General features: G+C 33.9%; 15 protein-coding genes and 1 tRNA gene. 11 read left to right on the forward strand and 5 right to left on the reverse strand.

Annotated features, from left to right (window positions below; genetic code table 11):
- From ABJI11_RS18250 to ABJI11_RS18270, 5 genes are all read right to left on the reverse strand, one after another.
- Positions 1 to 490, reverse strand: a 490-nt coding sequence (locus ABJI11_RS18250) for a squalene/phytoene synthase family protein (RefSeq protein ID WP_348355615.1), incomplete at its 3' end; no start/stop codon positions are given.
- Between the two features lie 6 nt (positions 491 to 496).
- Positions 497 to 1954 carry a phytoene desaturase family protein gene (crtI, locus tag ABJI11_RS18255; protein ID WP_348355618.1) on the reverse strand — a complete coding sequence of 486 codons (1458 nt, stop codon included), beginning with the start codon at positions 1952 to 1954 and terminating at the stop codon, positions 497 to 499.
- A gap of 14 nt (positions 1955 to 1968) precedes the next feature.
- Complete coding sequence (locus tag ABJI11_RS18260) at positions 1969 to 2868, reverse strand: MerR family transcriptional regulator (protein ID WP_348355621.1); 900 nt, start codon at positions 2866 to 2868, stop codon at positions 1969 to 1971.
- A gap of 109 nt (positions 2869 to 2977) precedes the next feature.
- Positions 2978 to 3061, reverse strand: a tRNA-Leu gene (locus ABJI11_RS18265).
- Positions 3062 to 3135: 74 nt separating this feature from the next.
- Entirely contained in the window at positions 3136 to 3981 is an 846-nt protein-coding gene (locus tag ABJI11_RS18270; protein ID WP_348355628.1) for an AraC family transcriptional regulator, read from the reverse strand.
- A gap of 133 nt (positions 3982 to 4114) precedes the next feature.
- On the opposite strand from ABJI11_RS18270, the gene ABJI11_RS18275 reads away from it, so the two are divergent.
- From ABJI11_RS18275 to ABJI11_RS18325, 11 genes are all read left to right on the forward strand, one after another.
- Positions 4115 to 5032, forward strand: coding sequence for a dihydrodipicolinate synthase family protein (locus ABJI11_RS18275; RefSeq protein WP_348355631.1), 918 nt, complete (start codon positions 4115 to 4117; stop codon positions 5030 to 5032).
- Positions 5033 to 5148: 116 nt separating this feature from the next.
- Positions 5149 to 6726, forward strand: coding sequence for an aldehyde dehydrogenase (NADP(+)) (locus tag ABJI11_RS18280; protein ID WP_348355634.1), 1578 nt, complete (start codon positions 5149 to 5151; stop codon positions 6724 to 6726).
- Positions 6727 to 6747: 21 nt separating this feature from the next.
- Positions 6748 to 7755, forward strand: coding sequence for a 4-hydroxyproline epimerase (locus ABJI11_RS18285; protein ID WP_348355637.1), 1008 nt, complete (start codon positions 6748 to 6750; stop codon positions 7753 to 7755).
- Positions 7756 to 7771: 16 nt separating this feature from the next.
- Positions 7772 to 9019 (forward strand): FAD-binding oxidoreductase, encoded by a 1248-nt coding sequence (locus tag ABJI11_RS18290; protein WP_348355640.1) that lies wholly within the window; start codon positions 7772 to 7774, stop codon positions 9017 to 9019.
- A gap of 124 nt (positions 9020 to 9143) precedes the next feature.
- Positions 9144 to 9545 carry a response regulator gene (locus tag ABJI11_RS18295; protein ID WP_348355643.1) on the forward strand — a complete coding sequence of 134 codons (402 nt, stop codon included), beginning with the start codon at positions 9144 to 9146 and terminating at the stop codon, positions 9543 to 9545.
- Between the two features lie 79 nt (positions 9546 to 9624).
- Entirely contained in the window at positions 9625 to 10167 is a 543-nt protein-coding gene (locus ABJI11_RS18300) for a heme NO-binding domain-containing protein (RefSeq protein WP_276492433.1), read from the forward strand.
- Positions 10160 to 12136 (forward strand): PAS domain S-box protein, encoded by a 1977-nt coding sequence (locus tag ABJI11_RS18305; RefSeq protein ID WP_348355646.1) that lies wholly within the window; start codon positions 10160 to 10162, stop codon positions 12134 to 12136. Before ABJI11_RS18300 ends, ABJI11_RS18305 begins: the two co-directional genes overlap by 8 nt.
- A gap of 11 nt (positions 12137 to 12147) precedes the next feature.
- On the forward strand, positions 12148 to 13278 hold the full coding sequence (locus ABJI11_RS18310; RefSeq protein WP_348355649.1) for an FIST N-terminal domain-containing protein: 1131 nt from the start codon (positions 12148 to 12150) through the stop codon (positions 13276 to 13278).
- The gene (locus ABJI11_RS18315) at positions 13279 to 14343 is read left to right on the forward strand and encodes a HAMP domain-containing sensor histidine kinase (protein ID WP_348355652.1); all 1065 of its coding nucleotides are present in this window, start codon (positions 13279 to 13281) and stop codon (positions 14341 to 14343) included.
- Positions 14340 to 14660, forward strand: a complete 321-nt coding sequence (locus ABJI11_RS18320; RefSeq protein ID WP_348355655.1) for an Hpt domain-containing protein — start codon at positions 14340 to 14342, stop codon at positions 14658 to 14660. Before ABJI11_RS18315 ends, ABJI11_RS18320 begins: the two co-directional genes overlap by 4 nt.
- Positions 14661 to 15109: response regulator (locus ABJI11_RS18325; RefSeq protein ID WP_348355658.1), on the forward strand; the 449-nt coding region annotated here is incomplete at its 3' end. It abuts the gene before it with no gap.

Genomic DNA, 15109 nt, shown 5'->3' on the forward strand with positions numbered 1-15109 from the left:
AACCCAATGCCATGGCAGATTCTTTTAATTTATTGTATTCTTCTACGTCACCTTTTACAAAAACTTGTAGGCACATTAAACCAACTACATCTGCAGATCCATAGATGTATTCTTTATACTCTGCATCTGTTCTGTAAATATTCTTGACCAGGTCCATGCGCATACTCTTCATGAAAGAGTCTACCAAATGCTTTGGTATTTTGTATTTATGATACGTGTACTGAAAAGAGTTTAAGATTGGGTTAAGGCTTATTTTATCCTTCAATGAAGCTTCAAGTTCTTGTTCAAACTTATCAAAAAGTACTTCTTTGTCATAATCATGAAAAGTATCCACAATTTCATCGGCAAAGCGTACAAAACCATAAATATTATAAATATGACTACGAATAGAGGGGTGCAGCATCTTTGTTGCTAAAGCAAAAGATGTACTATATCTTTTGGTAACGATTTTACTACACTGGTACGAGACTTGATCAAAAGTATCTTTCATAAATCACTAGTTATCCTTAATAATTAATTCTGACACTAATTTTCCAGATATTAAAGCTGGTGGTACTCCTGGTCCAGGTACTGTCAGTTGTCCTGTAAAGTAAAGGTCGGTTACCTTCTTACTTCTTAAATTTGGTCTTAAAAAAGCGGTCTGTGTCAATGTGTTTGCCATACCGTAGGCATTTCCTTTGTATGAATTGTATCGTTCTACAAAATCATTTACACAGAATGTTTCTTTGAATATAATATTATTTCTGATGTTTTGGCCGGTTCTTTCTTGAAAACGGTCCATAATGATATCAAAATATTGGTTTCTAAGCTCTTCGGTATCTTCTAAAGCTGTAGCAATTGGAACTAGAAAAAATCCTGTTTCACAACCTTTAGGTGCCATGCTCAAATCTGTTATAGAAGGAAAATTAGCATAAAATAACGGGTTTGATGGCCATTTAGGATTGTCATAAATTTCTTTGGCATGTAGTTCAAAATCGGTATCAAAAAATAAATTGTGATGCTCTACATTATTTAATTTTGTGTCAAAACCTATATAGAATAACAATGAAGAAGGTGCAAACACCTTTTTCTCCCAATAACTTTTACTGTACTGCTGGTGTTTTTCGTCTAATAAGCTCTCAGAATGCTGGTAATCTGCACCGCTAAGAACTTTATCAGCCTTATAGGTTTTACCGTTACAGGAAACGCCGGAAGCTTTGCCATTTGTAACAATAATTTTATCTATGGGAGAATCTGTGTGTATAGTAACACCTAATTCTACCGCTAAATTTTTCATAGCCTTTATTACTTCATACATACCTCCTTTTGGATGCCATGTACCCAAGCCAAAATCTGCAAAATTCATGAAATTGTAGAATGACGGAGTATTGCTTGGCTTTGCTCCAAGGAATAATACAGGAAATTCTAGTGTTGATATCAATTTAGGATTTTTAAAAGACTTACGAACTTGTGAGCTAATAGTTTTAAAAAATTGGTCAACTTTTAATATCGTTTCTTTTGTTACCAATTCTAAAGGTGAAAGCCCTGGTCGTAGTACAACCTTATTGATGGCAATGTCATAATTTTCTTGTGCTTTATCAATAAACTTTTTTAGCGCTTTAGAGCTACCCGGTTCTATTCGTTCAAACTCTTCACAAATTTTATCCATACTATCACCAATGGTAATAATATCATCTGAAAAGAAAATTTTGTAAGCCGGACTCAACTTGTCTAATTGATAGTAATCTGATGTTTGTTTATCGAAATCAGCAAAAAACTTATCAAAGATGTCTGGCATCCAATAGCAACTTGGACCCATGTCAAAAGTGAACCCCTCTTTTTTAAATTGTGATGCACGACCACCAACAGATTCATTTTTTTCGAATATAGTTACGTCCCACCCAGCTTTTGCCAAGTAACATGCTGCTGATAATGATGAAAAACCAGAACCGATTACTATGCAATTTTTATTCATTTAGTTCTGGGAGATTATAGGTTGTTTACTAAGTTGTCAATTGAAGTGAATGTTCTACAGAATTTTGGTTTTGTAGCATCTTCAATGAAATTGGTTTGTCTTCCTAAAATCCAAAAATTTGGGTTGTTGTAGGCTGAAACCAATTTGCTGAAATCTTCTAAATACTTATTTACCTTATCTTTTTCTGGAAAAACAGTAAAGTAGGATACAAAATAGATGTCATCAAAATATTTAAGAACATCTTCAAGGTTTTCCATTGGTATAGTTGGTCCTAAATAGATACACTTATATCCTTTTAAAATAATTTCATAATTAATATAAAGTAACCCTATGTCATGAATTTCATTTTCAGGTAAAAAAGCTACAAAGACTTTGTCTTTCTTTGTGGGTTCTAAATGTTGAAGCTTTTCAGTATTTAATAGAATTTTTTGTTTGATAAGACTACTCATAAAGTGCTCATGAGCAGGACTAATGGTATCTGTTTGCCAAAGTAACCCTAGTTCATTCAATAAAGGAACAAAAGTTTCTTTGAAAATTTCCCTAAAAGAGTTTTCGCTCAATAGCGCATTGTATGTATTAAAGAACATAGTCTGATCAAAATTGACCATCGCTAATTTAAAAGCATTAATAGCTTGGCTCTTATGACTGTGTTTTGCTACAATTTCACGCACTACATACGGAATGTCTTTATCAGAAATTTTAGCAATTTTTGAAATTTTGTGTCCGTTATTGTAGAGTAAAGTAACGTTAAGTAACTTTTGTAAGCTAGAAAGGCTATACGTTCTTATGTTTGTGTCTGTGCGTTCAGGAGATAAAAGATTATATCTTTTTTCCCAAATTCTAATGGTGTGTGCCTTAATACCAGAGAGGTTTTCAAGGTCTCTAATACTGAATTGCTTTTTTACATTGTTCATACTTTCTGAAAAAGGATTAAACAAATTTACAATTTATTAAAATGTATTAGGGTACTTTGTAGTTAAAATTATCAAAATAAAAAAGGTTAGACCTAAATCTAACCTTTTGTGCCCACGACTAGATTCGAACTAGCACGTCCTTGCGAACACTACCCCCTCAAGGTAGCGTGTCTACCAATTTCACCACGTGGGCATAAATTGAATGGCAAATATAGAAAGCTATATTTCAATTTGAAATATAATAATGATATAAATAGTATAACCTCCTTAAGACAGTAAAGTCTGTTGGTATTGTGTAGGTGTTATTCCTTTTATTTTTTTAAACTTTTTATTAAAATTTGAGATAGAGTTGAAACCAGAACGTTCAGCTATCATATTAATATTCAGTTCTTTATTGGAAATTAATAATTGGCAGGCATGTGCAACACGTAACTCTATTAAAAATTGAAAAAATGTTTTGTCAGTTCGTTGTTTAAAAAACCGACAGAAGGCATTTGGTGTCATATATGCCATTTTGGCTATCTCATCTAATGAAATAGGTTGCTGAAAATTTTTAAATACAAAATCAAAAATATCTTGTAATCGCTCTCCATCAGTAGAGCTAAGGGTTTTAGAGTAAATGAATTTACTTAAAGGTTCTTTATTTGCCTTACTAAGTTCTTCTAATAGCTCTAAAAAGGATATAAAAAGTTTTAGTTTTTGTTGAGACTTAATTTCTAATAATTGCTGAGCAATGTGTTTTTTGTTAGATGTTACTTTGAATCCGCCTGAAGAGCTTATAATGAATGAGTCTAAATCTTTAAGATATGGAAGTTCAAAGAAGTTAGTGCCAAAGGAGTTTTTTGTAAAAAATACAGAAAGCATATGTGCATCTTGCTGCTCTTGTATACTTTTAAAAACGTGTGGCAAGTTACTGGCAATAACAAAAATATCTCCCGTAGAAAATTGATGAATACTATCACCCACCAATAATTTTCCTTTTCCATTAATAATGTAGCTTATCTGTATTTCTTCATGCTGATGAAGTCTGTTGTAAAATATGGGTTCTTTATCTACCTGAACTATTAAATGCTCATCTAAAGGTTTTGGTATTTTAAAAGGAAATATTTTCATATACATCTAATTTATCACTATAAATTGAATATGTATAGATAAGATGGTAGAATAGTACCATGTCTGGATAATATGTCAACACATTTTCAAGGCTACTATCTCTAATTTTGAGAATCAACTAAAAGAGAGACAAATGAGTATTTCATGGACAGGGGTAATGCCAGCGGTTACCACAAAATTCACAGATAAAGACGAACTTGACTTAGACATGTTCTCTGTCAATATTAAAGCACAGTTAGAAGCAGGTGTTAGTGGAATAATACTAGGTGGTACTTTGGGCGAGGCGAGTACATTGACCTATGACGAGAAAAAGGTTTTAATGAAAGAGACCGTAAAACTTGTAGATGGTAGCGTGCCTGTAATTATAAATATTGCTGAACAGACTACTAAAGGAGCCATACATGCAGCTGAAGTTGCTAAAGAATGTGGGGCTACTGGTTTAATGATGTTGCCCCCAATGCGTTATAAGGCAAATGACCATGAAACCGTTACTTATTTTAAAGAAACCGCAAATAGTACAGATTTACCGATCATGATTTATAACAACCCTATTGATTATGGAATTATGGTAACTCTTGATATGTTAGAAGAACTAATGGTTTGTGATAATATACAGGCGGTAAAAGAATCTACTAGAGATATATCTAACATTACCCGTATAAAAACCAGATTTGGAAACCGATTAAACGTATTAACCGGTGTAGATACCTTAGGTCTTGAAAGTACTTTAATGGGAGCCGATGGTTGGGTAGCCGGCTTGGTTTGTGCTTTTCCTGCAGAAACATGTGCCGTTTTTGAATTGGCTAGGGCAGGCAGAATTAAAGAAGCTTTAGAAATCTACCGATGGTTCTTGCCATTGTTAGAATTAGATATAAGTCCGCAATTAGTACAGAATATTAAAATGGCAGAAGTTGCTACAGGTATTGGTACTGAAAACGTACGTGCACCTAGACTACCTTTAATGGGTGTAGAACGTGAAAGAGTAGCAGCAATTATAAAACAAGGTATAGCTACCAGACCAATATTACCTGACTATAAGGTTGTTAGTTAATTAGGAATACGCATGTAAAATATGTTGTATTTAAAACTTTAATAAAATGTAAGGATAGAATGGAATTTTCTTTCTAGTACTTTCTTTACTTTTGAGTAACACCATAAATATAGAAAATGATCAGCGGTACAAATGCAATAGGCACTAAGTCTTCAAAGCAAGGAAATACAACTTTTAAAACGTTTAACCCAAAAGAAAATAAAGATACGGAGTGGACATTCTATGAAGCATCTTCTAGCGAAATTGATGAAGCTGTTGAATTGGCAACAGATGCTTTTAAAACATATAAAGATTTCTCAGGTATCAAAAAAGCAGCATTCCTAGAGGCTATTGCAAATGAGATAGAAGCTTTAGGAGATGAGTTGATCAATACGTATTGTGAAGAATCTGGTCTGCCCGCAGGTAGGGCAAGAGGTGAACGTGGTCGTACCATGGGGCAACTACGTGCTTTTGCAAATTTATTGAGAGAAGGTTCTTGGATAGAGGCTGTTATTGAAAAAGCACAACCTAATAGGGAACCTATGCCAAAATCAGATATTAGAAAAATGCTATTTCCATTGGGTCCGGTAGTGGTTTTTGGGGCAAGTAACTTCCCTCTAGCCTTTTCAACAGCCGGTGGCGATACGGCTAGCGCCCTTGCAGCAGGTTGCCCTGTGATTGTTAAAAGCCACCCAATGCACGCAGGTACTGGCGAGCTGGTATCTTCTGCTATTACTAAGGCAGCTGAGAAAACAAATATGCCCAATGGTGTGTTTTCAAATTTGAACAGTAGTGATATAGAAGTAGGTCAGCAGTTGGTAAAGCATCCAAAAGTAAAAGCAGTTGGCTTTACGGGCAGTATCAAAGGTGGTACGGCATTGTATAAATTGGCAAATGAAAGAGATGAACCTATTCCTGTCTTTGCAGAAATGGGGAGTATAAACCCCGTAGTGGTGTTACCGTCAGCTTTAGAAATTGATGCCGATGCTTGGGCAACTAAATATGCATCTTCAATAACTTTAGGCGCTGGTCAATTTTGCACCAACCCAGGTTTAGTGATGGCTGTTAAAGGAGATAAATTAGATGGTTTCATCAATACGTTATCAGAAGAATTATTAAAGCTAGAGCCTACTTGCATGCTTCATCCTAATATTTATGCAAAATATAATGAAGGTAAAAAAGAATTGTCAACACAAAGCGGAGTGACGATTACTGCCGACTACACGAAGGATACTAACGCTAATACCGCAAAACCAGTTATCTTAAAAGTAAGTGGTGCAGATTTTTTAGCGAACACAAAATTACATACCGAGGTTTTTGGACCTTTTTCGGTAGTGGTTGAATGTGAGAATATGAGTGAATTAGAAACTATTTTAAATCGTTTAGAAGGTCAGTTAACCGGTACTATCTTGGGTTCTGAACAAGATTTAGAGAATAATTCAGGGGTTGTTGATGCATTAAAAAGTAGGGTAGGGCGTATATTGTTCAATGGTGTGCCAACTGGCGTAGAGGTAAATTCTTCTATGGTTCATGGTGGTCCGTTCCCCGCTACTACAGACCCCCGTTTTACATCTGTTGGTACATCGGCTATAAAAAGATGGGTGCGTCCTGTTTCTTTTCAAGACTGGCCAAATAAATTATTACCAAAGGCTTTACAAAATGAAAACCCTCTTAACATTACCCGATTGGTAGAAGGCGAGTACTCCAAAAACTGAAACAAATAATACCCTATTAATATGGCCAGTAGCACTTTTGTTTGTATCGATGCCCATACTTGTGGTAATCCTGTAAGGGTTATAAAACATGGTGGTCCAGATTTAATTGGTGCTACAATGAGTGACAAACGTCAGCATTTTCTGAAAGAATATGATTGGATAAGAATGGGGTTGATGTTTGAACCACGAGGTCATGACATGATGAGTGGGAGCATATTTTATCCGCCTAAGGACCCTAACAATGACTTCGGTATTTTATTTATTGAGACCAGCGGATGCCTACCTATGTGCGGACACGGAACAATTGGAGCTATTACTATTGGGATTGAAGAAGGGTTGATACATCCAAAAATACCAGGTAAAGTCCGTATGGAAACTCCCGCGGGCTTGGTCCATATTACTTATCAACAAACAGGTAAAAAAGTAGATTGGGTAAAATTGACCAATGTAAAGTCTTATCTAGCAGCTTCAGATTTAACAATTGATTCTAAGGCTTTAGGTGAGCTATTTTTTGATGTATCCTACGGCGGAAATTTTTATGCCATCATTGATCCACAGAAAAATTTTAGCGGTATACAAGATTACACTGCAAATGAACTTATTCAATTCAGTCAAGAAATTCGGGAGAAAATCAATAATAAATATTCGGATATGTTTATTCATCCAGAAGATGCAACCATAAAGAATGTGAGTCATATTTTGTGGACCGGGAAAACAATTTCTGAAACGGCTACTGCTAGAAATGCCGTTTTTTATGGTGATAAGGCAATAGACCGTTCACCATGTGGTACAGGTACATCTGCCCGTATGGCGCAATGGCATGCTAAAGGGAAATTAAAAGTGGGCGAAGATTTTATCCATGAAAGTTATATAGGTTCTCAGTTTATAGGCAGAATAGAAGAAGAAACCTCTTTATCAGGCAAGACTGCAGTTATACCCAGTATAAAGGGATGGGCAAAAATATACGGACAAAATACCATAACCATAGATGATGATGACCCCTACGCGCATGGGTTTCAGGTAATTTAATGTTAATACTGGTAAGATGAAAAGTGTTTTGGTTATTGGTGGTGGTATTGTTGGCTTAAGTACCGCTTATTATTTAGAGAAAGAAGGTTTTGATGTAACGGTAGTGGATAAAGGGGATATTACTTCTGGCGCATCTTTTGTTAATGCTGGCTATATAACTCCAAGTCATATCATACCACTGGCATCACCTGGCATGATTGCTAAAGGAATTAAAATGATGTTCAATTCTGCTAGCCCTTTTTACATGAAACCCAGATTAGATGTAGATTTCTTAAAGTGGTCTTGGTATTTTCATAAGTCTTCTACTCTTGCAAAAGTTGAAAAGGCAATACCGGTAATAAAAGAGATTAACCTAATAAGTAGGGAGTTGTTTACGGATATAAAAAACTCTGGAGATTTGGGCGATTTTCAGTTAGAACGTAAAGGTCTTTTAATGCTTTATAAAACCGAAGCAACCTATTTACATGAAAAACAAGTTGCAGAAAGAGTAGCTTTTGAGGGGTTAGAAGTATCAGATTTAAGCAAAGCAGAGCTACAAAAATTAGAGCCTAATGTAAATATAGATGCCGAAGGGGCTATTCATTATGAATGTGATGGTCATACAACACCCACTGAAATAATGCCAAAGCTGTTGGCTTATTTAAAGAAACAAGGGGTTCAAATAAAAACGAAAGAAGAGGTTCTCGATATTAAAACTAGCGGACATAAAATTACCCAGGTTATGACAACTAAGGATAGTTATAAACCAGATGAAGTTGTTTTGGCAGCAGGTTCGTGGAGCGGAGAACTTGCCAAAAAATTGCAGTTAAAATTGCCATTACAGGGAGGTAAAGGGTATCGTATTAATGTGGAACGTGATACGGGTATTTCAATACCGGCTATATTAATGGAATCTAAAATGGCGGTTACGCCTATGAACGGTTTTACAAGATTTGCCGGTACTATGGAGTTTTCAGGTAATAATAGTATTGTCAGAAATGAGCGTGTAATGGCAATTGCCAATGGAGCCCATTCCTTTTATCCAGATTTAAGAATTACCGAAACTGAGATAAAGAATGTAAAAACAGGTTTAAGACCTGTCTCACCAGATGGGCTACCGTACATAGGTAAATCAACAAAAATCAAGAATTTAACTATAGGTACTGGCCACGCTATGATGGGGTGGAGTTTAGGACCTGCCACAGGTAAACTAATTACCGAGTTATTGTCTGATAATGAGTTATCTATGAGTGTAAGGGCTTTTAGTCCTGAACGTAAATTTTAAGTACTTTATTAAACCCTAAACGTTATTTAATTACCATTCGCCGACAGTTAATTGTCATTCGTCTACACTGGTTTATTTATTTATTAGTTATGCCTGACATTTGTAGTATCAAAAATAAACCACTATGGACATTTTGCTTATAGAAGATGATTTAATAGAAGTAATGAAGTTGAAACGAACAGTTTCTAAACTAAATTTGAAGCATAATATCATAGAAGCTAAAAATGGTGAATCTGCATTAACTCATTTGAGGTCAGGGGAAAAATTACCGGATATCATATTGTTAGATTTAAATATGCCTAGAATGAACGGCATAGAATTTCTTGCTATTTTAAAAGAAGATGATCGTTTAAAATATTTGCCAACAGTTATTTTAACTACATCTGAAAATAGAGCAGATTTATTAAAATGCTATGAAGTAGGTATTGCCGGTTATGTAATCAAACCTTTAAAATATGAAGATTACGAATACAAATTAAATGCTGTTCTAACGTATTGGACCGTTAATCAGTTGGTAAAAGGCTAACAAAAAAGCTCATTTCACAACATTTTTCAGATTATATGTATTAAATTTCCTACGTTTGAATATGTTATAAAAAATTCAAATGAAAGGAATTGTATTTACAGAGTTTTTAGAAATGGTTGAATCTGAATTTGGATTAGAGACCGTTGATAATATAATTGAAAAATCAGATTTGCCATCTCAAGGCATCTATACATCTGTTGCTACCTATGAATTTAATGAAATGGTGGCATTGATCACCCAGTTAAGTGAAGAAGTAGATTTACCAGCAGGTGATTTAATTTATGCATTTGGACTATACTTATTTTCTAGTCTTAAAAATGCGCATCCAGAAGTTATTCAAAGTTATAGATCCCCCATAGGTCTTTTATATTCTATAGAAGATCATATTCATGTACATGTAAAGAAACTATATCCAGAAGCGGAGTTGCCTACATTTAAAATTCTTGAAAAAACAGATAATTCTATTTCAATGATATATTCTTCTACTAGAGGATTATATCGCTTGGCGCATGGTCTTATAGAAAAGGCTTTTGAACATTTTAATGGGAAAGCCGATATTACTTACGAACTTCTTAAGGAAGATGGTACAGAAGTGAAATTTGATGTTGTACAACATGGATAGTAAAGAAGTTACTCTTCTTAAAAAAGCTCTAGCAAGGCAAAAATTGGCTCGGCAGCAAGCAGAAAGAATATTAGAAGAAAAATCTAACGAGCTTTATGAAGAGGCACGTCATCTGCGGGAATCTAATAATAAATTAGAAAATTTATTAAGTGAAAAAACCTCTGAACTAGATGGTGTTTTTATTAATATCATAGACCCTTATGTAGTTATGGACTTATCATTTAATGTGGTAAGTATGAACCAATCTGCAAAAAACTTCTTAGGGTTTGACAACAAAAAAGAAGAAATCAACCTTTGGAAATTGGTACATAAAGATTTTATGGAGTATACCATAGAATCTTTTAGTAGTTTAAAAGAGGTTGGTATGCTAAAAAATTACAGAGCAAAAATTTTTATAAAAGGTGGTAAAGAAAAATGGGTTGAAATAAACGCTAGCTTAATATTTAATAAAGAAAAACAACCAATTGCCGCACAAGGCATTGTTAGGGACATAACTCAAGAAATGGAAGTAAGAGAGTTATTGTCAGAACAAAAACGCCAATTAGATATCATAGTTAACAGTTCTCCACTTGGTATTATTTTAGTTGATGTTAATAAAATTATCAAGGTCAATTATTCCATGAGCTCTTTGTTAGGGTATTCCTATGATGAGTTTATGAAAATGAACGTTAAAGATTTTACAGATGCTGAAAGCTTAAAAGAAGCAGATAAATTACAGAATAAACTGAACAAAGGTGAAATTGATAAATATACTATTCATCAAAAATTTCTAAAAAACAATGGGGAAATACTACTAGTGAAGTTGTCTGTAAGTGCCGTTCGTAATATTTATAAAGAAATTAGCTATATGGTAATGATGGTTGAAGATATTACCAAACAGTTAGAGGCAGAAGAGCGTTTAAAGGCTGAAAGAGAAAAGTATAGCGGTATTATTGCCAACATGAATCTTGGATTGTTAGAAGCTGATAGAGATGGTGTAATTCAAATGGTCAATCAGAGTTTTTGTGGTATGATCGGTTATGATGAAAGTGAGTTACTTGGTACAAACGCTAAACATTTTGTAAGCCTAGAGGATAGACCTAAGGTTTCTGATCACATTAAAACTCGTATTCATGGTAAATCAGACTCATATGACGTTCATGTTGTTACTAAAAAAGGTGAAACTAGGCATTGGTTAGTAAGTGTAGCACCTCTTTTTAATAAGAATCATGAGGTAATTGGCTCTATTGGTATAACATTGGATATTACCGAACAGAAAAAATTAGAACTGCAAAAAGAACAATTGGTTAAAGATCTTGAAAACAGTAATCAAGGTTTACAAGAATATGCCCACATTGTTTCGCATGACCTTAAATCGCCTTTAAGAAGTATAAGTGCCTTAGCAACTTGGTTGAGTGATGATTACAAAGATATTTTAGATGAAGGTGGCAAACAGAATCTTGAGCTTATGCAAGAAAAGGTTGCTTCAATGGATAAGTTAATTCATGGTATACTAGAATATTCAACAGCCAACAGTTCTACTTTAGATGATTCTAAGGTGGATTTAAACGGGGTTATCTCAGATATTGGAGAGACAATTTTTATTCCTGAAAATGTAAAATTGGTGGTGCCAAGAAAACTACCTTCTATTATGGCAGATAGAATAAAAGTACACCAAGTTTTTCAAAATATTATAGGTAACGCCGTAGTGCATATAGAAAGAGAGGCTGGTCTTGTAGAGGTGTTGTATAAGGATGATGGTGAATTTTGGAAATTTACAATTAGAGATAATGGGGTGGGTATACCAGAAGAATATCATAAAAAGATTTTTGAAATATTTCAATCTATCGGTAATAATGAAAGATCAACAGGTATTGGACTATCAATTGTTAAAAAAATAATAGACCGTTATCAAGGTAAGGTTTGGGTAGATAGTGTTGTTGGTGAAGGAACTCAATTTCATTTTACAATAAAAAAAGATCATAATTAATATCTCTTCAAATGAAAATAGTTCAAGCAATAAAAAAAGCTAATGAATCTTTTATACTTCAAGACACCACAAAATTAGTAGAGCCATTAGTATTGGTATTTGGTAATAGATACTTGTTGGAAGGAGAAAATATTTATCATGAAGTTAAAGAGCTTTTTCCTAAAGGACATATTGTATTTGGTACTACCTCTGGAGAAATTATCGATGACAAGGTACTGGAAGGTACCGTTATTTTAACGGCTATAGAGTTTGAAAGAAGTTCAGTTTTAGTCAAAAGATGTAATGTAGGTGATTTTAATAATGATGATGAAAAGTTAGGTGAGAGTCTTATAGCAGAATTTCCAAAAGAAAAATTAAAACATTTATTTGTGATATCTGAAGGCAGTACTGTAAACGGTAGTGCGTTAATAGCAGGTCTAGAACAAATAAAAAATTCTACTTGTGGTTTGTCTGGAGGACTCTGTGGCGATGATGATCGTTTTGAACGAACCTTGGCATCTTACAATGAAAACCCTAAAGAAGGTGAGATTATAGCTATTGGTTTCTATGGTGACACCTTAGAAATTACGAGCTCTAATTATGGAGGGTGGACGAACTTTGGACCGGAAAGAATTATTACAAAATCTAAAGGAAATATTCTTCATGAGCTTGATGGTAAACCAGCATTGGATCTTTACAAAACGTATTTAGGTGAAAAAGCTAAAGAATTGCCCAAATCTGCATTACTTTATCCTTTAAGTGTAAAAGCTACTGAAGATGAAGAACCTCTGGTTCGTACTATTTTAAATATAGATGAAAATGAAAACACTATGATTCTTGCAGGTGATGTTCCTCTAGGGTCTAGAGTACAATTAATGATGTCTTCTGTAGATGATATAGTAAATGGTGCATTTCATGCAGCAGAATTAGCAATGAACGGTAGAAAGAGTACCCCAGAGTTAGCGTTATTAATAAGTTGTATCGGTAGAAAATTAGTCATGGACCAACGAACTGAAGAAGAAATAGAAGAGGTAAAGGCTGTAATTGGCAATAATACATTAATAAGCGGGTTTTATTCTTACGGTGAAATGGCTCCCTTCAGTGGTCAAGGTAGTTGTAAGTTACATAACCAGACTATGACTCTAACTTTATTCAGCGAATAAATGCATTCTCTTTTAAAAAGACAAATAAGAAAATATTTACCTGCCGATTTAGAATCGCATCCAGAAATGGAACAGTTTTTAGAGGCAATAGAAAAATCATATGAAAATTATGATGATAAATTTTCTATGCTGCATAGGGCTTCTACAATAAGTTCAGAAGAACTATTTGAAGCAAATAAGAAACTACAGAACAAAGCAAAACAGCAGAAAAAGATTCTTGTTTCGTTAGAGAATGCCATTCGTAGTTTAACAGATAATTTAAATGAAGATCAATTATTTGGACAGAACATAGAAGATGAATTTAATGCAGAGCAACTAGCAATTAATATTAGTAACTTGGCATTGAAGGTATCTGAAATAGCTGTAGAAAAAGATAAGTTATTAGGCAGTTTAGAAACCCAAAACCAGTCATTAAATAATTATGCCCAAATGGTATCGCATGATTTAAGGTCGCCAATACGAAATATTAGCGCATTAATGGATTGGATATCTGAGGATGAAAAAAAGAACTTTTCAGATACCAGTAAAGAGAATTGTAAATTGGTTTCTGAGAATCTTGCTAAAATGGACAAACTTGTTACCGGTATTTTAAGCCATGCCACCATGGGTGAAACCAAAGAACAACGCGTTTCATTTCAATTAGAAGATAGCTTAAGAGATATTGAAAAGACCATTTTTGTTCCAGAAAACGTGACTTTTGAATACGCGGAAAACTTGCCAGATATGGCATTTGAAAAAGCTCGTTTAGAACAATTGTTCATGAATTTGTTTTTAAATGCTATTACCGCTACAGAGCATATAGAAAACGGTATTATTAAAATTGGATATGAGCCAGATGATAAATACTGGAAATTTAGTGTTGCCGATAATGGTAAGGGCATACCTGAAAAACATCAAGAAGGTATATTTCAAATGTTTAAAAAATTAGAAACTACTAATAATGCCACAGGTATAGGACTTGCAATTGTAAAGAAAATTACGGTTCTTTATGAAGGTACTGTATGGTTGAGGTCTGAAGAGAATGTAGGTACTACATTTTTTATAACTTTAAAAAAGATTTTATGATTGAACAACCAAACCTTAATTACGTTGACAAGCTTGCAGGCGATGATATTGAGTTCAGAGTTCAATTAATAGATATTATCAAAAACGAATTTCCCTTAGAAAAAGAAGAATATATTGAACACATTTCTAATGTCAGGTTCAAAGAAACCGCAGAAATTGTGCATAAATTAAAGCATAAATTTAATATTTTAGGTATGCAAAATTCTTATAAACTAGCCGTTGCCTATGAGATGGAATTATTGGATGGTAAGCACGATAGTAAATCTGAGTTTAATGAAGTTCTTGATACTATTGAAGAATATATTAAAACTATATAAATGAACTGTATTATTATTGATGATGAAGCAACAGCTAGGGCAATTGTAAAACAACTGTGTTCTAAAGTTTCAGATTTAGATGTCATTGAAGAATTCGATAATGCCATATCTGCCATTAAGTTTTTAAATCAGCAAACTGTCGATGTGATTTTTTTAGATATTCACATGCCAGGCTTTAGTGGTGTTGATTTTGTACAGACGCTAAAAAATCCACCAAAAATAGTTTTAACCACTTCTGATACTGATTTTGCAATTGCAGCTTACGAATATGAGAGTATTGTTGATTATTTGGTAAAGCCTATTACTCAAGAAAGGTTTGACAAATGTATTACCAAGATTTCAAGTATGCCTGATATAAAACCACAACAGCAAATTGCTTCTAGTCAAAGTAGTGGTGAAGATATTTATATAAATATTGACAGAAGGCTTATAAAATTAAAAATAAACGA

It is taken from the genome of Maribacter sp., assembly GCF_039968975.1.
Classification (GTDB): domain Bacteria; phylum Bacteroidota; class Bacteroidia; order Flavobacteriales; family Flavobacteriaceae; genus Maribacter.

What these genes read in the sequence shown, in the direction of transcription:
- crtI (WP_348355618.1), bottom strand. Translation starts at nt 1,954, where the DNA reads ATGAATAAAAATTGCATAGTAATCGGTTCTGGTTTTTCATCATTATCA.
- ABJI11_RS18260 (WP_348355621.1), bottom strand. Translation starts at nt 2,868, where the DNA reads ATGAACAATGTAAAAAAGCAATTCAGTATTAGAGACCTTGAAAACCTC.
- ABJI11_RS18270 (WP_348355628.1), bottom strand. Translation starts at nt 3,981, where the DNA reads ATGAAAATATTTCCTTTTAAAATACCAAAACCTTTAGATGAGCATTTA.
- ABJI11_RS18275 (WP_348355631.1), top strand. Translation starts at nt 4,115, where the DNA reads ATGAGTATTTCATGGACAGGGGTAATGCCAGCGGTTACCACAAAATTC.
- ABJI11_RS18280 (WP_348355634.1), top strand. Translation starts at nt 5,149, where the DNA reads ATGATCAGCGGTACAAATGCAATAGGCACTAAGTCTTCAAAGCAAGGA.
- ABJI11_RS18285 (WP_348355637.1), top strand. Translation starts at nt 6,748, where the DNA reads ATGGCCAGTAGCACTTTTGTTTGTATCGATGCCCATACTTGTGGTAAT.
- ABJI11_RS18290 (WP_348355640.1), top strand. Translation starts at nt 7,772, where the DNA reads ATGAAAAGTGTTTTGGTTATTGGTGGTGGTATTGTTGGCTTAAGTACC.
- ABJI11_RS18295 (WP_348355643.1), top strand. Translation starts at nt 9,144, where the DNA reads ATGGACATTTTGCTTATAGAAGATGATTTAATAGAAGTAATGAAGTTG.
- ABJI11_RS18300 (WP_276492433.1), top strand. Translation starts at nt 9,625, where the DNA reads ATGAAAGGAATTGTATTTACAGAGTTTTTAGAAATGGTTGAATCTGAA.
- ABJI11_RS18305 (WP_348355646.1), top strand. Translation starts at nt 10,160, where the DNA reads ATGGATAGTAAAGAAGTTACTCTTCTTAAAAAAGCTCTAGCAAGGCAA.
- ABJI11_RS18310 (WP_348355649.1), top strand. Translation starts at nt 12,148, where the DNA reads ATGAAAATAGTTCAAGCAATAAAAAAAGCTAATGAATCTTTTATACTT.
- ABJI11_RS18315 (WP_348355652.1), top strand. Translation starts at nt 13,279, where the DNA reads ATGCATTCTCTTTTAAAAAGACAAATAAGAAAATATTTACCTGCCGAT.
- ABJI11_RS18320 (WP_348355655.1), top strand. Translation starts at nt 14,340, where the DNA reads ATGATTGAACAACCAAACCTTAATTACGTTGACAAGCTTGCAGGCGAT.